The sequence below is a fragment of the Streptomyces sp. NPDC003284 genome (genome assembly GCF_053589675.1).
This window is the reverse complement of sequence record NZ_JBSFSI010000002.1, coordinates 1-20046: the sequence shown is the minus strand read 5'-3', so window position 1 is coordinate 20046 and position 20046 is coordinate 1. Positions and strand designations below refer to the sequence as shown.

Below are 20046 nucleotides of genomic sequence, written 5' to 3'. Positions count from 1 at the left end.
GGTACGCATAAGCATCTGGAGGGGAACCCAGTAATGAGTCACAACCAGCCGGGCCCGTACGGCGGGCAGCCCCAGCAGCCCGGACCGTACGGTCAGCCGGGCCCCTACGGCCAGCAGCCGCCGCAGGCGCCGCCCGCGCAGCCCGGCTACGGCTACCCCCAGCAGACACCGCCGCAGCAGCCCCAGCCGGGTTACGGCTACCCGCAGCAGGCCCAGCAGCCCCAGCCGGGCTACGGCTACCCGCAGCAGCCCCAGCAGCCGGGCCCGTACGGGCAGCAGCAGCCGCAGTACGGCCAGCAGCCCCCTTACGGCGGGATGCCCCAGCCCCCGGCCGGCGGTGGCGGCGGAGGCGGCAAGAAGACGGCGGTGATCATCGGGGCGGTCGCGGTCGTGGCGGCGATCGCGGTGGGCGCGTACTTCCTGATCGGCGGGAGCGGCGGCAGCGGCTCGGTGGCCGACGACGGCCCGCACAAGCTGGTGACGCCGGCGACGGTGCTCGGGAACTACGCCAAGTCCGACGGCGAGAGCGGCACCATGACGAAGGACGACATGAAGGACGCCGAGAAGTGGGGTGTGCACAACCCCAAGGACATCGGCGCCAGCTACCAGTCCGGCGACAAGAGCGCGCCGCTGGCCATGAAGCAGCTCCAGTTCAACGGCGTCTACGGCACCATCGACGACCCCGCGAAGACGGTGGACGCGATGTTCGCCCACATGAAGTCGGAGTCCGGCAAGAAGGACGGCGACGACGCGGACACCACCCTGGTCGGCGAGCCGAAGGCGTACTCGCCCGCCGGGCTCGACGGCGCGGTCCTCAAGTGCCAGCAGGCGAAGATAGACAACTCCTCCGAGAAGGACACCGGCGCGCCGAAGATCCTGAACATGACGGTCTGCGTCTGGGGCGACCACAGCACGCTCGGCCTCGTCATCCCGATGGACATGGCCGACATCCTGTCGGGCAAGGTCACCGAGCCGTCGGCCGCCGCCGAGACCACCGCGAAGCTCCGCAAGGAGGTCCGGGTCAAGATCTGACCCGCACGCGCGCGTTCACCGCGTACGGAAGGGGCCCCGGTCACTCGACCGGGGCCCCTTCCGTATGCGGTGGCGAAGGGCGGCTACGCCGTCTTCTGCTCCCCCGGCCCCCGGCCGCGGGCGTCGCGGGGGATCAGGGTGGGGTTGACGTTGGAGAGGACCACGTCGGCGGTGATGACGACGCGGGCGACGTCCTTGCGGGACGGGACCTCGTACATCACGCCCTGGAGGACCTCCTCCATGATGGCGCGCAGGCCGCGCGCGCCGGTCTGGCGGAGGATGGCCTGGTCGGCGATGGCCTCCAGCGCCTCGCGCTCGAAGTCGAGCTCCACACCGTCGAGTTCGAAGAGCCGCTGATACTGCTTCACCAGCGCGTTGCGCGGCTCGACGAGGATCTTCAGCAGGGCTTCGCGGTCGAGGTTGTGGACCGAGGTGATGACGGGGAGGCGCCCGATGAACTCGGGGATCATGCCGAACTTGACCAGGTCCTCGGGCATGACGTCCTCGAACTGGTCCTTGGCCTCCAGCTCCCGCTTGGAGCGGATCGTCGCGCCGAAGCCGATGCCCTTGGCACCCGCGCGGCCCTCGATGATCTTCTCCAGTCCGGCGAAGGCACCGCCCACGATGAACAGCACGTTCGTCGTGTCGATCTGGATGAACTCCTGGTGCGGGTGCTTGCGGCCGCCCTGCGGCGGGACCGACGCCGTGGTGCCCTCCAGGATCTTCAGCAGGGCCTGCTGCACGCCCTCGCCGGAGACGTCCCGGGTGATCGACGGGTTCTCGCTCTTCCGGGCGACCTTGTCGATCTCGTCGATGTAGATGATCCCGGTCTCGGCCTTCTTGACGTCGTAGTCGGCGGCCTGGATCAGCTTCAGGAGGATGTTCTCGACGTCCTCGCCCACATACCCCGCCTCGGTCAGCGCCGTGGCGTCCGCGATGGCGAACGGGACGTTGAGCATGCGGGCCAGGGTCTGGGCCAGCAGGGTCTTGCCGGACCCGGTGGGGCCGAGCAGGAGGATGTTGGACTTGGCCAGCTCGATGGCGTCCTCGCGGCCCTGGCCGCCGCCGTTCTCCCCGGCCTGGACCCGCTTGTAGTGGTTGTACACCGCGACGGAGAGGGCCTTCTTGGCCGCCTCCTGGCCGACCACATAGCCGTCGAGGAACTCGTAGATCTCGCGGGGCTTGGGCAGTTCCTCCCAGCGCACCTCGCTCGTCTCGGCGAGCTCTTCCTCGATGATCTCGTTGCAGAGATCGATGCACTCGTCGCAGATGTACACACCGGGCCCTGCGATGAGCTTCTTGACCTGCTTCTGGCTCTTGCCGCAGAACGAGCACTTGAGCAGATCGCCGCCGTCACCGATGCGTGCCACGGTGTGCTTCCCCTTCGCCTGGGGGCCGCCTGGACGCGCTCGTCCAGCGACTCCTGGTGCTGCCTTATGTCGACGGTACCTTGCCGGGCCCCCCGTTCGGGCCCCCCTTGGCACGGTTCACTTCGACGTGACCGTGCCGGGGGGCGGCCAGGGGTACGGCTTCCGCGTCAGCGGACGGCTTCGTTGTTCAGCTTCCGGGTGGAGATGATCTGGTCGATCAGCCCGTACGACAGGGCCTCCTCGGCCGTGAGGATCTTGTCGCGCTCGATGTCCTCGCGGATCTTCTCGATCGGCGTGGTGGAGTGCTTGGCCAGCATCTCCTCCAGCTGCGAACGCATCCGGAGGATCTCGTTGGCGGCGATCTCCAGGTCGGAGACCTGGCCGCGGCCGGTCTCGCTGTAGGGCTGGTGGATCAGCACGCGGGCGTTCGGCAGGGCCATGCGCTTGCCCGGGGTACCGGCGGCCAGCAGGACCGCGGCGGCGGAGGCCGCCTGGCCCATGCAGACCGTCTGGATGTCGGGCTTGACGAACTGCATCGTGTCGTAGATGGCCGTCAGCGCGGTGAAGGAACCGCCGGGGCTGTTGATGTAGATCGAGATGTCCCGGTCGGGGTCCATCGACTCCAGGCACAGCAGCTGCGCCATGACGTCGTTGGCGGAGGCGTCGTCGATCTGGACGCCGAGGAAGATCACGCGCTCCTCGAAGAGCTTCGCGTACGGGTCGTACTCACGGACGCCCTGCGAGGTGCGCTCGACGAAGCGCGGGATGACGTAGCGGGACTCGGCGGTGGGGCCGGTGTACTCGGCACGCGTGCGGTCGTAGATGCCGCTGCCGGGGAAGTCGTTCACGATGTCTCCTGGAAAGGGGCTGGACGGTCGGCTGGGGGCTGGCTGGGCCGGTCGGCTCAGGCCCCGGTGCCGCCGCCGCCCGGCATGCCGGCGGCGTGCGTGATGACGTCGTCGATGAGGCCGTACTCCTTGGCCTCGTGGGCGTCGAACCAGCGGTCGCGGTCGGAGTCGCGGGTGATCTGCTCGACCGTCTGCCCGGTGTGGTGCGAGGTCAGCTCGGCCATGCGCTTCTTGGTGTGCAGCAGCCGCTCGGCGTGGATCTTGATGTCCGAGGCCGAACCGGCCAGGCCGGCGGAGGGCTGGTGGATCAGGATCTCGGCGTTCGGCAGCGCGAAGCGCTTGCCGGGGGTGCCGGCGCTGAGCAGGAACTGGCCCATGGAGGCCGCCAGGCCCATGGCGATGGTCACCACGTCGTTCTTGATGTACTGCATGGTGTCGTAGATCGCCATGCCGGCCGTGATCGAACCGCCGGGGCTGTTGATGTAGAGGAAGATGTCCTTGTCCGGGTCCGCGGCAAGGAGCAGCAGCTGTGCGGTGATCTTGTTCGCGATGTCGTCGTCCACCGGCTGGCCGAGGAAGATGATCCGCTCGCCGAGCAGCCGGTTGTAGACCTGGTCGCCGAGGCCACCACCGATGGAGGGCTCGCCGGCGGCGGAGGGCATCAGATTCGTCACGTATCCACCTGCTCGTCTTACGACGGCGCCGGGCCGTCTCACGTGTACTGCCGGGGCGTGGGCCGTCCGGCCGGTTCCGGGGACTCCCCTGCCCTCGTATTCATGGACCCTAACGCGCGGGCCCCTTCGGGGAATCCCGCGAAGGGGAGTGTTCGCCGGGGGCGTAGTCCGGGGCCCGTGGGGCGGGGTGGCCAGGTGTGACGACGGGCCCCGGGGAACATGCCCCAGGGCCCATCGTACGTACGTCGGGGACGCCGCGCGGATCAGGCCTCGGCCTTCTCCTCGCCCTCGCCCTCGGCGGCGGCCTCGGCGGTCTCGCCCTCGGCGGACTCGTCCTCCTCGTCCTCCAGGTCGACGACCTCGCCGTTGGTGTCCTTCACGGTCGCGGCCTCGACCACGACGGCCAGGGCCTTGCCGCGGGCGACCTCGCCGACCAGCAGCGGGACCTGGTTGTTCTGGACGACCGCCTGCGCGAACTGGTCGGGCGACATGCCGGAGGAGGCGGCACGGCGCATGAGGTGCTCGGTCAGCTCTTCCTGGCTGACGTTGAGCTTCTCCTTGTTGACCAGCTCGTCCAGGACGAACTGGGTCTTGATGCCCTTGACCGCGGCGTCACGGGTCTCGGTCTCGAACTCCTCGGCGGTCTTGCCCTGGATCTCCAGGTACTTGTCGAGGGTCAGACCCATCTGGCCGAGCTGGTGGTGCTCCAGGTTGTGCTTGCGGGTGTTGATCTCGTCCTCGAGGAGCTTCTCGGGGACCGGGATCTCGACCAGTTCGAGCAGCTTGTCCAGCACGCGCTCCTGGGCCTGCGTGGCCTGGTCGTACTGCTTCATGCTCTCCAGGCGCTTGCGGCTGTCGGCCCGGACCTCGTCGAGGGTGTCGAACTCCGAGGCGAGCTGCGCGAAGTCGTCGTCCAGCGCGGGCAGTTCGCGGGCGGCGACCTGGGTGACCTTGACGGTGACCTCGGCCTCCTTGCCCGCCGCGGAGCCGCCCTTCAGCTCGGAGGTGAAGGTGGCCTCGCCACCGGCCTCGACACCCTTCACGGCGTCGTCGATGCCGTCCAGCAGCTCACCGGAGCCGATGGTGTAGGAGACGCCGTCGGCGATGCCGTCCTCCAGCACCTCGCCGTCGACCTTGGCCTCCAGGTCGATGGTGACGACGTCGCCGTCCTCGGCGGCCCGCTCGACCGGGCTGGTCGAGGCGAAGCGCTCGCGCAGCTGCTCGACGGCCTTGTCGACGTCCTCGTCGGTCACCTCGACAGCGTCGACCTCGACCTCGATGCCGGAGTAGTCCGGGATCTCGATGGCCGGGCGGATGTCGACCTCGGCGGTGAAGTTCAGCGTCTCGCCGTCCTTCAGCTCCGTGATGTCGACCTCGGGCTGGCCCAGCGGGGTCAGCTCGGCCTCGTTGACCGCGTCGGTGTAGAACTTCGGAAGCGCGTCGTTGACCGCCTCCTCCAGAACCGCACCGCGGCCGAACCGCTGGTCGATGACCCGGGCCGGGATCTTGCCCTTGCGGAAGCCCTTCACCGTGACCTGCTGGTTGATCTTCTTGTACGCCGCGTCGAGGCTGTCCTTGAGCTCCTCGAAGGGCACCTCGACAGTGAGCCGAACCCGAGTCGGGTTCAGGGTCTCCACGGCGCTCTTCACGGTTCGGTCTCCTTGTGGCTGACTTCTTTGGTTTCGCCGGAGCCAGAGGGGGTCCGGCGGATTAGCCGCCCGGAGGAGTTCGCAGGCCCACTTGGGCCGGACACACGGGCGCGCAGCTTGCATAGTAACCGCAGCCGCTCAGCGCCCCAAAAGGCGATCACGGGAATCACATGAGGTGGCGCCGACCTGCGGCCGGCGAGTGGTCGGGGTGGCGGGATTTGAACCCACGGCCTTCCGCTCCCAAAGCGGACGCGCTACCAAGCTGCGCCACACCCCGTCTGGTGCGACACGTAGGGTACATGCCCGCAGGCGGTACGGCCGCCGCATTTCGCGCCCGCCGAGCCGCCTTCCCCCGGCAGGCGGCGCACCCCGCCGCACCCACCCGCTCACCCGGCACGCGGACAGTACGTACGCGAACCGTACGTATACGCCGTACGTCCCCAGGGAGGGCGGTGGCCGAGGGACACCGCCGGACGCGCGGGGCGCCTGCTCCGCCGGGGTGGATTCCCGGCCACCCGTACGCCCGGCCGGGTGCCGGACGGGCGGCCCGGACGCGGACACCGCCCCTCGGGACGGCCCGCCCGCGCGCGACCGCTCCGCAAGGGGGTGTGCGGGGACGGGGCGTGACCCGCTACGATGCCTGTGTGCCGCGGTCGGTCTCCGACCGGCGGCGCGTGTTGTGTGCGGGCGTAGCTCAATGGTAGAGCCCCAGTCTTCCAAACTGGCTACGCGGGTTCGATTCCCGTCGCCCGCTCCAGGACGGCTCGGGGCCGGTCCGGGGATCGTTTCCCGGGTCGGCCCCGAGGTGGTTTCCCGGGTGCGCCGCCGGGGTGCGGTGGGCGCGGGCGGGGACCGGCCCCGTGGGACCGGTCGGCCGCCGGCTCAGAAGTTGATCGAGTTGATCGTGTCCGCTATCGAGTTCATGAAGCGGTTGATCGACGGGGCCATGCCGGTGGAGGCCAGGAAGAAGCCGAAGAGCACGGCGACGATGGCGGGGCCGGCCTTGATGGAGCCGCCCCGGAGCAGCACCACCAGGATGATCGCCAACAGCAGCACCACTGACAGTGAAATGGCCACAACTGATCACACCTTCGATCGGTCCGCTCTCCCGCCGGGTGCCTGTCCCACGCCCCCGCTGGAACCATCGTGCCACCAACACGGGCCGCCTATGCCGTGCCTGACGCATCATCGGCCGGGTCTGTGACACGCGCGGCACCCGGGACGGCGGTGCGGGCCGGGCTCCGTGGGGCCGCGGGGCGGTGACCGGCGGTGCGGCCGCCGCGACAGCGGAGGTTTCCGTTTCGATGTCTGCACATTTCGTTCGCCGGTAATTCGAATTGTTGTCGCCGGGCGGTGGGCCGCGCGTCAACTCGCCCTGAACAATCCCGACATCGAGGGCTCACGCCCCTGCCGTCATGTGGTGGGCGACACCCCTCAGGACGGGAATTCCCGGCCGAATCCGGGGCAGCCGCCGCGCAGAGCCGGGATCGCCGACGGAGGTTCCGCGAATCGCGCACGGTCGACGCTAAGGTGCCTGAGATGTTCCACGCTGCCTCCTCCCCCGGCCAGAACAGAACACCCCTCCCCCCGGCACAGGCACCGGACGCCGCCGCTCCGGTGCCGCACAGACCCGGTGACGGTGCCGGGCGGTCCGGAAAGCAGCGCGATCCGTTCTTCGACAATGCGAAGTATCTGGCCATCGTGCTGGTGGCGTTGGGACATTCCTGGGCGCCGGTCATGAGCGGCAACCGGTTCCTCGAAGGCGCGTACAACGTCGTGTACACCTTCCACATGCCGGCGTTCGTCATCATTTCCGGCTTCTTCTCCCGCGATTTCGATCTGCGGCCGAGCCGGCTGAAACGGCTGATCACCGGGGTCGTCGTGCCCTACGTCGTCTTCGAGACGGCGTATTCACTCTTCCGGGTCTTCGTCGGGCGTTCCGGCGACCACGCGATCAGCCTTCTCGAACCGTGGTACCTGACCTGGTTCCTGTGCGCGCTGTTCATCTGGCGGGTGACGGCGCCGGTGTGGAAACTGGTGCGCCACCCCCTGGCGGTGGCCCTCGGGATCGCGATGCTGGCGTCGGTGTCACCGGCCATGGGCGGCTCGCTCGACCTGCCGCGCGTGCTCCAGTTCCTGCCCTGCTTCGTGCTGGGGCTCTGCCTGCGGCCCGAGCACTTCCGGCTGGTGCGCCGCCGTGCGGCACGGCTGGTGGCGGTCCCGGTGTTCGCGGTGGCGCTCCTGGCCGGCTGGTGGACCGTGCCGGACCTGAACACCGCCTGGGTCTACCGCAACGGCGCCGCGCAGGACCTGGGCGCGCCGTGGTGGGCCGGACCGGTGATGGTGCTGCTGCTGTTCGCCGGGTCGGTGCTGCTGACCGGCTGCTTCCTGGCGCTGGTGCCGGGGCGCCGGATGTGGTGCACCGCCCTCGGCACGGGCACGCTGTACGGCTATCTGCTGCACGGTTTCGTGATCAAGGGCGTGCTGTACGCGGGCTGGTTCGAGACGGCGTGGCTGCACCGGCCGCTCGGCGCGCTCGTGGTCACCGTGGTGGCGGCGGGCGGGGTCACGCTGCTGTGCACCCGGCCGGTGCGCGGCGTCTTCCGGTGTGTCGTGGAGCCGCGGATGGACTGGGCCTTCCGCCGGGACGCCGCAGGGACCGGAGCCGGGAGCGGAGCCGGGACCGGGAGCGGTAGCGGGGCCGGGACGGCGGACGGCCGGGGCAGCGGGCGGCCGGGCGGCAGCGGCAGTGACAACGGCAGCGACAGCGACAGCGACAGCGGGCCCACCGGCACCGCCCGTGCCGCCCGTGCCGCCCGTGCCGCCGGGCGCGGCGCCGCGCTGGTCCGCTGAGCCGGCCGCCCCGCGCCCGGTGTCAGGCCGGCGGCTCGCCCTTCAGGTGCCGCATCAGCCGCTCGAAGTGCTGCCAGCCCGACAGGTCGGACGGGTCGCCGGGGAAGGGGTAGTACAGCGCCGGACGGGTGCGCGGGCCCAGTTCGCGCGGGCGCCGGTCGAGCGGGGTGTTGCGGGCGCGGTCGCCGGGCATGGCCCGTACCTCCTCGGCGCCCAGGACGAAGGCGTACGGGACTCCCGGGCCCTCGAAGCGCGGGGGCACCGACAGGTCGCGGCGGGCCCTGCGGATCTGCACCAGCATGGACTGGAGGTCGTGCCGGGTGGCGAGGACCTCGGCGGCGCGCGGCACCGCCTCGTGGGGGATCTCCTCGCCGGGGCCGAAGCCGAACGCCAGGGTGACGTCCTCCTCGACGCCGCCCTTGGTGCGGCTGACCCGGACCGTGGCGAGGGCGGGGCGTTCGGGGCTGCCGACGACGACGAACCAGGTCGGCGCGGGGGCCCGTTCGTGGGCGACGTCGGTGAACTGGCGCAGCGACCACGGCAGGTTGGCGGGTTCCTCGGTGCCCCAGCCGGCCGGCGGCTCGCCTGTGATCTCGCGCCAGACGGCCTCCAGGGCGCCGCCGAGGACGAGCCGGTCGTCGGCGGGATGGATCGCCCGGTAGGAGACGGCGAGCTGGCGTTCGCCGGTGTCGGCGGTGTCCCGGGTGAAGGCGGCGGCTAGGGGCGTGCGCGGGTCCTCGGGGGTGGCCTGCGGGGACTCGACGGTCACGAACAGGCCGTTGTTCCACTCCAGTACGGCGCCGGACAGGCCGTCGTAGTAGCCGTCCCGCTCGTCCTGGACGACCCAGCGCGAGGGCCAGCCGGGCAGGGCAGTGCGGACCGCCGGGGAGAGCCGGGTGCCGGCCGGGGTGACGATCTGGAGGCCGAGCTGGGCCTCGGCCGCCGCGCGGAAGGCGTCGGCGAGCCAGGCGGACAGGGCGACCACCGGCCGGTCCTGGATGACCACGGCGACCTTGTCGGTGAGGACGTCCACGGCGGGCTGGGCCGCGGCGGGCACCGGGACGGCGCTCACCCCGTCGGTCTTCACCACGGCCAGCGAGCGGGCGGCCTGGGGCGGCCAGGCGGTGCCGCCGACGAGGGTGGCGAGCCGGGCCGCGAAGGTCCCGGCCAGCTCCTCGCCCTCCTTGACGCCGGTGGTGGCGCGGGCCTCGGTCCACCAGTACGGCACCTCGGGCTCACTCGCGCCGAGCAGCCGCTGCGCCTCGCCCCTGACCTGGACGAGCAGCGGCGCCTCCACGGTGACGAGGGGGCGGCCCTGCTCGTCGCAGAGGCGCACCACGGCGCCCCCGTCCTCGGCCCCGACCAGCTTGTCGGGGCCGCCGGAGAGCAGGCCCGCGATCACGCTCAGCGGATCGGGCATCTTCTGGGTGAGGGTGACGACGTCCTTGGTCATGGCTGGTTCACCTGTTCCCGGCGTAGACGGTCTGGATCAGCCGGTTCGGCTCGCCCCTGCGCACCAGCACGCCGCGGCCGGGCGGCTGCTGGCTCGCGTACACGCCGGGGAAGAGCTGGCCCTCGCTGCGGTCGCCGGACATCACCAGCGCCGTGGAGCCGGACTCGCGCAGCCCCTGGAGCAGCGGTTCGTACAGGCCGCGCGAGGCGCCCGCGACCCGGCGGGTGAGGACGAAGTGCAGGCCGATGTCGACGGCGGAGGGGATGTACGGCACGAAGGGGGCGAGCGGCTGCTGTCCCGCGGTGGTCAGGACGTCGTAGTCGTCGACGAGGATCACGATGCGCGGGCCCGAGCCCCAGCTGCCGGGTTCCAGGTCGGCGGGGTCGGCGCTCTCGTCGGGCAGCCGCTTGTCCAGTTCGCCCGCGATGCCCTGGGCCAGCGCACCGGCCAGCTTGGCGTTGTAGGCGTAGCCGCCGCGGTACTCCTCGGGGACGGCGCCGCGCAGTCCGCGCCGCGGGTCGAAGACGCCGAAGACCAGCTCGTCGTCGCCGTGGCGTTCGATCAGGCCCTCGACGACGACCTTGAGCAGGTTGGTCTTGCCGCACTCGCTGTCACCCATGATCATCAGGTGCTGGTCGTGCGCGAACAGGTCCAGCGGGACGGGCGCCAGCTTCGTCTGGTCCAGGCCGATGGGCACCCGGCGCGGCTCGGCGGCGGGGCCGGGCAGCAGGTGCGGTTCCAGCAGGTGCGGCAGCACCCGGACGGGCTGGGCGACCTCGCCGGTCCAGGTGGCGCGGACGGTACGGGCCGTGCGCTCCAGGACGGCGCCGAGTTCGGCGGTGTCACCGAGGGCGTCGGTGCGGGGCAGCGCGACCTGCGCGAAGAGCTTGCCGTCGGTGAGGACGCGGCCCTTCTCCTCCGGGGAGAGGGTCTCGGCGAGCTTGCGGTCGACGCTGGACTCGGTGGGGTCGTTCAGCCGCAGTTCGACGCGGGTGCCGAACTGGGACTGGGTGGCGATCCGCACGTCGTTCCAGCGCAGCATGCCCGCGACCACGTGGATGCCGTAGCCGCTGCCGCGCTTGAGGATGTCGACGACCGCGTCGTCCAGGTCCTCGAAGTCGTCGCGCAGGGCGCCGAAGCCGTCGATGAGCAGCACGATCTCGGTGGAGGCCAGCTCGGGCAGCCGCCCCGCCGCGCGCAGGGTGCGCAGTTGCTCCAGGGAGTCGATGTTGTGGACGCGGAACAGTTCCTCGCGCTGGTCGAGCATGCCGCGCACCGAGTCGATGGTGCGGGCGGCGCGCTCGCGGTCGGCGCGGCCGGCGACACCGCCGACGTGCGGCAGTCCGGCGAGCGCCTGGAGGCCGCCGCCGACCAGGTCGAGGCCGTAGACGCCGACCTCCTGCGGGGTGTGGGTGAGCGCCAGGGACAGGGCGAGGGTGCGCAGCAGGGTGGTCTTGCCGGACTGGGGGCCGCCGATGACGGCGGCGTGGCCGCCCGCGACGGTGAGGTCCAGGTACCACTGGCCCTGCCACTGCTTGGCCGGGTCGTCCAGGAGGCCGAGCGGCACCCGGAGCGGCCCGCGCCGCCCGGCGAGCTGCATGCCGCGCGCGCCCACCTCGACGGGTCCGGCGACCTGGTCGAGGGCGACGGCGTCGGGCAGCGGGGGCAGCCAGATCCGGCGTACGGTGCGGGCCCCGGCGTCCTCGATCTGCTGGACCAGGACGCCCATCTCGGTGGGTCCGGTCTCGCGGCGCCGCATCTGCGGTTCCTCGGCCCCGGCGGACTCGTCCTGGCCGAGGGTGTTGTACGCCGCGTACTCCAGGGCCAGCGGCCCGGTGTCCTCGGTCTCGCGCTCCACCGGGCCGCGGTAGGCGCCGGACACATAGCTCGCCTTGAACCGCTCGTAGTGGCTGGTGTCGACCTTGAGGTAGCCGAAGCCGGGCAGCGGGGGCAGGTGGAAGGCGTCGGTGGTGTCCAGGACCGTACGGGACTCGTCGGCGGAGAAGGTGCGCAGGCCGAGCCGGTAGGACAGATAGGTGTCCAGGCCCTTGAGCTTGCCGCCCTCGATGCGCTGGCTGGACAGCAGCAGGTGCACACCGATGGACCGGCCGATCCGGCCGATGGACAGGAACAGGTCGATGAAGTCGGGCTTGGCGGTGAGGAGTTCGCCGAACTCGTCGATGACGACGAACAGGTGCGGCAGCGGTTCGAGGTCGGGGCGCTTCTCGGCGCGCAGGGCGGCGTAGTGCCCGATGTCGGCGACGTTCCCGGCGTCCTTGAGGACCTGCTGGCGGCGCTTGACCTCACCGGCGAGGGAGGCGTGGACGCGTTCGACGAGACCGGCCTGGTTCTCCAGGTTGGTGATGACTCCGGCGACGTGCGGGAGGTCGGCGAAGGGTGCGAAGGTCGCGCCGCCCTTGTAGTCGACGAGGACGAGCGCGAGGTCGTCCGGCGGGTGGGTGGCGACCAGGGCGAGCACCAGGGTGCGCAGCAGTTCGGACTTGCCGGAGCCGGTGGCGCCGACGCACAGGCCGTGCGGGCCCATGCCCAGCTCGGAGGACTCCTTGAGGTCGAGCAGGACCGGCTCGTGGGCGTCGCTGACGCCGATCGGGACGCGCAGGAAGGCGCGTTCGCCGCGCGGCGCCCACAGCCGGTCCAGGTCGAGGCGGGCGACGTCGTCGATGCCGAGGAGTTCGGCGAAGTCGACGGGCCCGGTCAGCGGCGCGTCGACCATGGACTCGGCGGACAGCCTCAGCGGGGCGAGCATCCGGGCCAGGCCCTCGGCGAAGGGCACGCCGACCTCGTCGACGGTGCCGTGGGCGCTGACCGGTTCGGCCTCGCGCAGGTCCTCGATGAGGATGCGGTCGCCGTCGACGGTGATGCGCACGCCGACGCTGCCGGGCTCCTGGACGCGTTCGTCGAGCAGGTGCAGCACGGTGACGCCCATCTCGCGCAGGCCCACCGCGTCGTCGGGGCGCGGCAGTTCGACGGCGTCGGCGCCGTGTCCGTCGGCGACCACGAGGAGCCGGGAGGTCATGGCCAGGGCGTCCGGGCCGGACAGTCCGCGCCGCACCTCGGCGGCGAAGGAGGCGCGACGGCGCAGCTCGGCGCCGGTCTGCCGGGCGAGCTGGGGCAGCGAGGGCGCGATACGGCGGGCGGCGACGGGCCCGTCGAACTGCTCGGGGTCGAGCAGATGCGGCAGCCACTTGGCCCATTCCCAGTCGCCGATCCGGTCGCCGGGGGCGGCCAGCGCCATGGCGACGTCGTCGGGGGCGTGGGTGGCGGCGGTCTGCACCATCAGGGCGCGGGCCACCCGCAGGGTGTCCTCGCGGGGGCCGATGACGCTGATGTTGCCGACCCGGTCGAGCGGGACGGTGAGGGGCAGCTCGGTGCCGCTGCTGAAGCGGGACATCAGCGCGGACGCCTCGTTCAGCATGAACTGGTCGGGCGGGGTGAGCACGGAGGAGCCCTGCTGGGCCACCTTCAGGTCCCGTACGGGCATCTCGCCGGTGCCGACCCGCACCCGCAGGAAGTCCCCGTCCACGCGGCGCCGCTCCCACAGCCGGGCCGGGTCGCGCACGATGTCGTAGAGGGCGTCCGGCGGCGGGTTGAGCACCTGGGCGCGTTCGCGCCGCTCGCGTTCCTCCCCGGACAGTTCCTCGCGCAGGTCCTCCAGATAGGCGAGGTACGCCTCGCGCTGGGTGCGGCGGGTGCGCTGGGCCTTGCCGCGCTGGGAGAAGACCAGCGTCATCGAACCGGCCAGGGTGACGACGAGGATGATCGCGCCCAGACCGGCGAACTGGCTGTTGCGCACGACCGTCATCATCACGACGGACGACATCACACCGGCCACCGGCAGCAGCGAGGTCGCGATGGAACCGGCCTTGCCCTCGGGCAGGTTGGGCGGCGCCTCTATGGTGCGCGGTTCGGGGGCCGCCGCGGGCCGGGTGGTCCGGGCGGGCCGGTGGATCAGTCGGGTGCTCATCGTGGGTGCCTCGTCGTCCTCAAGTGCCCTTCGGCTACGGGGTTCAGCGGCGTGTCTGGGACAGCCGGAAGACCTCGGCGGCCAGTTCGGTGGCGGCCTGCCGGGTGGCGCGGGCGAGCAGGTCGGTGCGGATCGCGCCGCCGGCCGCCAGATGCCGGTCGTAGGGCAGGACGCGCACGCTCGCCCCGGTCTCCTTCAGCTGCCCGGCCGCCTTGTCCAGGTCGAGCCCGGTGTGCGGCACGGTCTCGGTGAGCAGGACGACGGTGGAGGTGGTGACGGACCGGGGCAGGCCGCGCATCCACTCCAGGACGGCGTGCGTGCTGGCCAGGCCCTCCAGGGTGGCGGGCACGGTGAGCACCCGGGCCTGGGCGGCGGACAGCGCGGTGCGGGCGACCTCGGCGGGCAGCGTCTCGCAGTCCACGACGGTCACGCCGAAGTAGCGGCGCAGCGACACCATGACGCGCTCGTAGCCGCGGGTGTCGAGCATCGCGCCGACCTGGCCCTGGCTGCCGGGCAGCAGCCAGGCGTTGTCGGGGAGCTGGACCAGGTAGCCGGTGACGTCCAGCAGGGACATCTGCGGTTCGACCAGTCCGGCGAGGTCGCCGGTGGTCCAGCGCAGGCTCTCGGCGCCCAGGCGCAGCGGCAGCGAGCCGAGCGCCGGGTCGGCCTCCACGACCAGCACCGGGTCCTGCCGGTAGTGCGCGTAGGTGGTGGAGAGCAGCGCGGCGACGGTGGTCTTGCCGGAACCGCCGCGGATGGAGGTCACGGCGATCTGCCGGCCGGTGGTGACGGCCTGCTGGAGCACCTCGGCGACGGCGGTGGTCTCGGCGACCTCGCGCGCGGCCGAGGAGGACACGGTACGGCGCACCGCGCGCAGCGCCCGCGCCGCGAACGGCTCGCCGCGGCGCGGCTTGCCCCCGGTGGCGGCCAGCCGCTTGTCGACCACGGGACGCGAGTCGGGGGTGGCGCCGCGCTGCGGGGAGCCGGGGTACTGGGCGGCGGCCGGGCGGGCGGCGGCGGGCTGGTGGGGTGCGGCGGACTGCTGGGGCGCGGCGGGCTGCTGCGGCTGGTACGGCTGCTGGGGCTGGGCCTGCGGGTGCTGGTACGGCTGCGGTGCCTGGGGCTGGGCCTGCGCCTGTGCCGGGAAGGGGGCCGGGGCCTGGGCCTCCCCGGGGAAGGGGGCCTGGGGCTGGGCCGGGTAGGGGGCGGCCTGGTCCTGCGGCCCGGCGGGGGGCTGGGTGTGCGGGTAGCCGTACGCCGGAGCGGGGGCCTGGGCCGCCTCCGTCTGCGGGTTCGGGTGCGGGTTCGGGTTCGGGTTCGGGTGCGGATAGCCGTACGCCGGTGCGGCCGGGCCCGGAGCCGGGGGCTGCTGCCCCTCCGGCCCCGCCGGTCGCGGCGCCGCGGTCTCCTCCTGCGGGCCGCGCCGGGGCGCGGTGTTCCTCAAGTCGCGCAGCACGTCGTTCTGCCAGTTGTCCCCGTTGGGCATGTCGCCTTCTTCCCCGCCTCGTCGTCCCGCCCGGAGCGCCGGCGCGTCGTCCGTGAGTGGTCCGTGAGTCTCAGAACTTGTCGAGCAGTTGCCCGTAGATGCCGAACACCCCGACGGCGAGCGGGAAGAGCCCGATCACACCGAGGGACTCGATCAGGTCGGCGAACCGGCGCAGCCGCACCCGTACGTGCTCGGGCGGCTCCACCGCGAGGACGAGCAGCGGCAGCAGCCCGGCCGCGCCGAGCAGCACCAGCGCGCCCGCGCCGCCCGCGTGGTGCAGCCACAGCACCGCCAGCCGCACGACGAGCACGGCCGCCGCCGCGAGCAGCGCCACGACCTCCGCGACCAGCGGGAAGGCCCGCGCCCGCGACAGCAGGACGACGGCCGTCAGCGCGGCCAGCGCCACCGTCCACACGGTCGGCTCGTGGGCGGTGGTCAGCAGCCAGCCGCCGGCCGCGGCCGAGACCGCGGTGACCACCGTGGCCAGGGCGAGTCCGCGGTGGGTGGCGGCGAGCGCGTTGGCGACCTGGTGGCGGCTGACCGACACGCCCGAGGAGCGCCGGTCGTCCAGTCCGGTGAGCCCGGACGCCATCAGCGCGAGGCGGGGCAGCAGGCCGAGCAGCACGACGGAGAAGACCGCCATCACCGCGCCGAGCCGGTCCGGCCGGTCCTGGAGCGCGGCGACGGCCTCCCACACGACGGCGATCGCGGCCGCCGCACCGGCGCCGACGAGTCCGCCTCGGCCCAGGGGCGAGAAGTACGCGAGGAGGACGAGGGTGACCACCAGGGCCGCGACGACACCGGCCAGCCGGGCGGTCCCGGACCAGCCGTAGGCGTCGGCGGCGGTCCAGGCGGTGAGCAGCCCGAGTCCGCCGGTGGCGAGCAGCAGCGCGGTGGCGAGCCCCCGGTTGCCCTGGCCGATCCGGGCCACCAGGGCACCGGCGACCAGGCAGACCACGGTGACGGCCGCGAGGGCGGTGGTGACGCTCTCCAGCGCGAACTCGCGCCGGGCGAGCACACCCGCGGCCACCGTGAAGCCGACCGTGGCGACCCCGGCGCTGGCCCGGCGCGCGGCCGGGCGCCAGCGCCAGGCGCGCAGGTCGAGGTCGTCGGCGACCTGGTCGGTGACGTCGTGCACGACCGGGGCCGGCGGCGCGGCGTGGGCGCGCACGAGCTGGAGGACGGCACCGTCGGGGATCCCGGCCGAGGACAGGGTCGCGTCGTGCGGCAGGACCGAGCCGTCGGAGGTGATCAGCTGCCGGGTGGCCGGGCGGGTGGAGGCCCGGTCGTCGAGCAGCCGCAGGATGTCGGGGAGCAGTTGGCCGATCGGGGTGTCCGACGGCAGGACGATGTCGGCGCGTCGGCGTTCACCGACCAGGGTGACCCGGCTCAGCTGGGTCCGGGACGTCGTTGCTGTGCTCACCACTCACCGGAACCTATCATCGCGTCTTCTCCGTCACGGGTCCGCGTGACGTGACCATGGTGACCACGCACATCGTCTTCACGGCTTCTCCGTAGCCTTGGTACCGCTGGTCGCCGAAGGGGCCGGCGTACCCGACGGGTTGTACATCTGCTCCTGCTGTTGCTGCTGCTTCTTCTGGTCGGCCTTCTGCTTGGCCAGGGTCGCCTGGAGGAACGACCAGCCGACGCAGCCCGCGCACAGGACGGCGGCGATGGCGATGCCCGCGAAGACCTTGCCGAGCCGTTCGTCGACCGTGCGCCGTCCGCGCTGCGCGCCGAACAGCAGTGCGTCGCGCATCCGGCGCCGGCGCACCGCCACCGACTCGAGCAGCTGGCTGTCGTAGTCCCGTGCCATCCCGTCGTCCTGTGCAGTAGCTGTTTGCTGTGACCGTGTCTCGTGGCTCCGCGCCCGTGCCGGTGCCCGTGTCCGTCGCCCGTGCCGGTGCCCGTCGTGCGCGCGTTCGTCAGTCGTCCGGGCCGAGTCCGAGGTGGCCGCGCATCGTGGCGTACTTGTGCGCGAGCCGCCGTGCGGTGGGCTCGTCCAGTGCGGCCAGGCGCCGCGGGTCGGCGTTGTGCGCGAGGTCGGCCGCCTTGACCAGACGGGCGCCGGGCACGGCCAGGATCCGGCGCGCGTACGCCTCCGGCTCCTCGCCCGGCCGCTTGGTCACGGCCCGTACGGCGTCCTTGGTACGGGCGGGCAGCGGGGCCGCGTCGAGCCACTCCTCGCTGAGCGCGCCGTCCTCCAGGGCGTCGTGCAGCCAGGCGGCGGCGACCAGGTCGTCGCCTCCGCCGCGGGCGCGGACGCCCTCGGCGACCGCCGACAGGTGCTCGGCGTACGGCCGTCCGGCCTTGTCCGTCTGCCCGGCGTGCGCGGCACGGGCGACGGCCTCGACCTCGGCCGGGCTCATCTCCGCCCCGGCGCGCACCGGCGCCTGCGCCCGCCCCGTCCGGGGCGGCCTTTCCTGCGGCATCGCGGATCCCCCTACTTCGCTTCCGCAACATATGGCATGGACGGGCCGCCCGTACACCCGGGGTGGAGCCCCGCGGCCCCTTCCCCCGTGCCCTGACGGGCAGCGTGCCACGTACCCGGCGAGACCGCCACGGCATCCGGCGGACCGGGCCCGCGGCCAGGGCGGACGCCCCCGCGCGGGACCGCTCGCCCCGCCGCGGGCCCGGACTCAGTCGCCCTTGGCGAGGGCCTTGACCGCGTCGGAGTCCGGGGCGTCGGCCAGGGGGCCCGGCCGGACCCGGCCGCGGTTGCCCTCCGGGTGGGCGAACATGTCCGCCAGCGCCTGCGAGGGCGGTACGCCCTGCCCCTTGGAGTCCTGGAGCCGGGCGTGCCAGTGGCCGCCCTCGGCGAGGGCACGGCCGCCCGCGGCCGCGCACGGCACCCACGCGGCCGCGTCGTCCTCGTCGCTCGCCCACACGTATCCGAGGGGCGCACCGCCCTGCTTGTCGACCACCGTGAGGTACCGCACCGGCTTGTCGGTCCAGGTCTGGTACCGCGCGGGTCCGGGCTCGACCAGGTCGAAGTGCACGTCCTGGTCGAAGCGCGGGTTGATCGGTCGTTCGCTGCTCATGAAGTCCACTTTCGCTCGGCTCTGCCTGATCCTCAACGCGGCCGGGGCCGGCTGCGGCCACAGCTACGGCTTCGCCCTCGGGAGGACCTCGCCGTAGATGTGCCACTTGCCCTGCGCCTCGTCGAAGAAGACACGCGTCACCTTGTACTCGGACCCCCGGGCGAGCAGCAGTTCGCGCTCGCCGGGGTACTTGGAGAGATGGTCGATCCAGAGCGCCGGAGTGCCCTTCGCCACGCGGAGGTGCATCCACACGGGCTTCATGTCGAACGGGGGCGGCGGTGTCTTGCCGAGCGCCGTCGAGGTGAACGCCTTGTCGTCGAACGTACCGCCCAGCATGTCGAGCGGTGAGTCGATCGCGCGCCCGCCGACCTTCACATGGTCGACCCCGGTACCGCGGACGATCATGATGTCCTCGGGCACCGGGCGGGTGTCCATGACCTCGTCCATCTCGGCGATGGTGTGCTTGAGCGCGTCGTCCACCGGGGCGCCGAACCGCAGATGGCCGTTGATCAGGTCGTACTCGTTGCCGCTGTACGTCCGCAGCGCCTCACGGGACTCGGGGGTCAGGTCGTCCAGGAACTTGTTCCAGTACGCGTTGCCGTACTCCAGTCCCGCCTTGTTGCTGGCGCTGGGCGCGGTGTTCGTGCCCCGGGACAGCTCGGCCTCGGCGACCGCGTGCTTCTCGGCGTCGTCCAGGGCGTCGAAGTCCCGGTCGGACATCTGCGGCTTGTACTCGAACGGTTCCCCGGTGCCGTGGCCCGGCACGTCCGGGTGGTCGTGGACCGGGGTCGCCGGGGCGTCGGCGCCGTGGTGCGCGGTGGCGTCGAGGACCGGGTGGTCGAGGTCCACGTGGTCGCCCACGTGCGAGGCGTCGTCGGCGTGGCCGTCCGTGTGGTGGCCGCCGCCGTGGTGGTCGGTGTGGTCACCGCCGCCGTGCTCGGTGTGTCCCGTGTCGTCGTGGCCATGCCCCTGGCCGTGGCCGTTCGGCGCGTCCGAGGTGTGGCCGTGCCCGCCGCTGCCGGGGACGTCGTGCGTCGGCGTGTGCGTCGGGACGTCGTGGGTCGGCGTGTGCGTCGGGGTGTGGTCGTACGAGGCCGGGGCGTGGTCGTAGGACGACGGCGGCGGCGTGTGGTCGTACGCGGACGGCGGGACCGTGTGGTCGTACGGCGACGGTGACGGCGTGTGGCCGTAGTGCGCGGCCGGGTCGGTCGTGTGGGACACGCCGTCCGCGCCGGTGTGTACGCCCGTGTGGACGGGCTGCTGTCCGTGGATCGTCCAGCTGTCGGGAAGGCCGGGGACCTTCGGGGCGTTCGGGACGGTCTCGTGCGGGACCGGTGTGGTCTCGGGGATGCCGTTGGCGGCCGTGATGTTGCCGTGCGGATCCAGCAGCTGTCCGTCGGGCAGATGGACCGAGCCGTCCGGCAGCGTCGGCATGTCGATCTTGCCGATGCCCTTCAGGGCCTTGGTGATGTCCCCGATCTTCGACAGGCCCGCGCCCGCACCCTTGGCGACATACGTCATCGGGTCGATGACCCTGCCCGCCTTGCCCGCCACCGACAGCGCCTTCGCGACCGCGCCGGCCTTGCCCGCACCCGACGCCGCACCCCCCGCACCACCCGTGAACACCGTGGTCAGCACATTGAAAGTCACCGCAC

15 protein-coding genes and 2 tRNA genes are annotated in these 20046 nt (G+C 72.3%); 3 read left to right on the top strand and 14 right to left on the bottom strand.

What is annotated here, in order from left to right; genetic code table 11:
* Positions 1–33 precede the first annotated feature (33 nt).
* Positions 34–1032 carry a hypothetical protein gene (locus ACWDYF_RS03620; RefSeq protein WP_389470086.1) on the top strand — a complete coding sequence of 333 codons (999 nt, stop codon included), beginning with the start codon at positions 34–36 and terminating at the stop codon, positions 1030–1032.
* A gap of 83 nt (positions 1033–1115) precedes the next feature.
* Here ACWDYF_RS03620 and clpX read toward each other — a convergent pair whose 3' ends face one another.
* From clpX to ACWDYF_RS03595, 5 genes are all read right to left on the bottom strand, one after another.
* Positions 1116–2402, bottom strand: coding sequence for an ATP-dependent Clp protease ATP-binding subunit ClpX (clpX, locus tag ACWDYF_RS03615; protein WP_018570823.1), 1287 nt, complete (start codon positions 2400–2402; stop codon positions 1116–1118).
* Positions 2403–2569: 167 nt separating this feature from the next.
* Positions 2570–3250: an ATP-dependent Clp protease proteolytic subunit gene (locus tag ACWDYF_RS03610; RefSeq protein ID WP_381743148.1), complete on the bottom strand. Its 681-nt coding sequence runs from the start codon at positions 3248–3250 to the stop codon at positions 2570–2572.
* A 56-nt stretch (positions 3251–3306) separates the two neighbouring features.
* On the bottom strand, positions 3307–3912 hold the full coding sequence (locus ACWDYF_RS03605) for an ATP-dependent Clp protease proteolytic subunit (protein ID WP_026253037.1): 606 nt from the start codon (positions 3910–3912) through the stop codon (positions 3307–3309).
* 275 nt (positions 3913–4187) lie between these two features.
* Entirely contained in the window at positions 4188–5573 is a 1386-nt protein-coding gene (tig, locus tag ACWDYF_RS03600) for a trigger factor (RefSeq protein WP_389470091.1), read from the bottom strand.
* Positions 5574–5773: 200 nt separating this feature from the next.
* Positions 5774–5850: transfer RNA gene (locus ACWDYF_RS03595), tRNA-Pro, on the bottom strand.
* Between the two features lie 406 nt (positions 5851–6256).
* Between ACWDYF_RS03595 and ACWDYF_RS03590 the strand changes: the two genes are divergently transcribed.
* A tRNA-Gly gene (locus ACWDYF_RS03590) sits at positions 6257–6330 on the top strand.
* A gap of 125 nt (positions 6331–6455) precedes the next feature.
* Here ACWDYF_RS03590 and ACWDYF_RS03585 read toward each other — a convergent pair.
* The gene (locus ACWDYF_RS03585; RefSeq protein ID WP_037854478.1) at positions 6456–6650 is read right to left on the bottom strand and encodes a hypothetical protein; all 195 of its coding nucleotides are present in this window, start codon (positions 6648–6650) and stop codon (positions 6456–6458) included.
* Between the two features lie 462 nt (positions 6651–7112).
* On the opposite strand from ACWDYF_RS03585, the gene ACWDYF_RS03580 reads away from it, so the two are divergent.
* The gene (locus ACWDYF_RS03580) at positions 7113–8426 is read left to right on the top strand and encodes an acyltransferase family protein (protein WP_389470093.1); all 1314 of its coding nucleotides are present in this window, start codon (positions 7113–7115) and stop codon (positions 8424–8426) included.
* Between the two features lie 22 nt (positions 8427–8448).
* On the opposite strand, the gene ACWDYF_RS03575 is transcribed toward ACWDYF_RS03580, so the two are convergent.
* From ACWDYF_RS03575 to ACWDYF_RS03540, 8 genes are all read right to left on the bottom strand, one after another.
* Entirely contained in the window at positions 8449–9879 is a 1431-nt protein-coding gene (locus ACWDYF_RS03575; RefSeq protein ID WP_389470096.1) for a DUF6177 family protein, read from the bottom strand.
* 7 nt (positions 9880–9886) lie between these two features.
* The gene (eccCa, locus tag ACWDYF_RS03570) at positions 9887–13864 is read right to left on the bottom strand and encodes a type VII secretion protein EccCa (RefSeq protein WP_389470099.1); all 3978 of its coding nucleotides are present in this window, start codon (positions 13862–13864) and stop codon (positions 9887–9889) included.
* A 43-nt stretch (positions 13865–13907) separates the two neighbouring features.
* Positions 13908–15350, bottom strand: a complete 1443-nt coding sequence (locus tag ACWDYF_RS03565) for a MinD/ParA family ATP-binding protein (RefSeq protein ID WP_389470101.1) — start codon at positions 15348–15350, stop codon at positions 13908–13910.
* A 70-nt stretch (positions 15351–15420) separates the two neighbouring features.
* On the bottom strand, positions 15421–16776 hold the full coding sequence (gene eccD / locus ACWDYF_RS03560; protein ID WP_018570832.1) for a type VII secretion integral membrane protein EccD: 1356 nt from the start codon (positions 16774–16776) through the stop codon (positions 15421–15423).
* Between the two features lie 75 nt (positions 16777–16851).
* The gene (locus ACWDYF_RS03555; protein WP_389470104.1) at positions 16852–17166 is read right to left on the bottom strand and encodes a hypothetical protein; all 315 of its coding nucleotides are present in this window, start codon (positions 17164–17166) and stop codon (positions 16852–16854) included.
* 109 nt (positions 17167–17275) lie between these two features.
* On the bottom strand, positions 17276–17719 hold the full coding sequence (locus ACWDYF_RS03550; protein ID WP_037874364.1) for an HD domain-containing protein: 444 nt from the start codon (positions 17717–17719) through the stop codon (positions 17276–17278).
* Positions 17720–17989: 270 nt separating this feature from the next.
* Positions 17990–18391, bottom strand: a complete 402-nt coding sequence (locus tag ACWDYF_RS03545; RefSeq protein ID WP_389470106.1) for a hypothetical protein — start codon at positions 18389–18391, stop codon at positions 17990–17992.
* Between the two features lie 63 nt (positions 18392–18454).
* Positions 18455–20046, bottom strand: a 1592-nt coding sequence (locus tag ACWDYF_RS03540; RefSeq protein WP_451584259.1) for an ADP-ribosyltransferase, incomplete at its 5' end; no start/stop codon positions are given.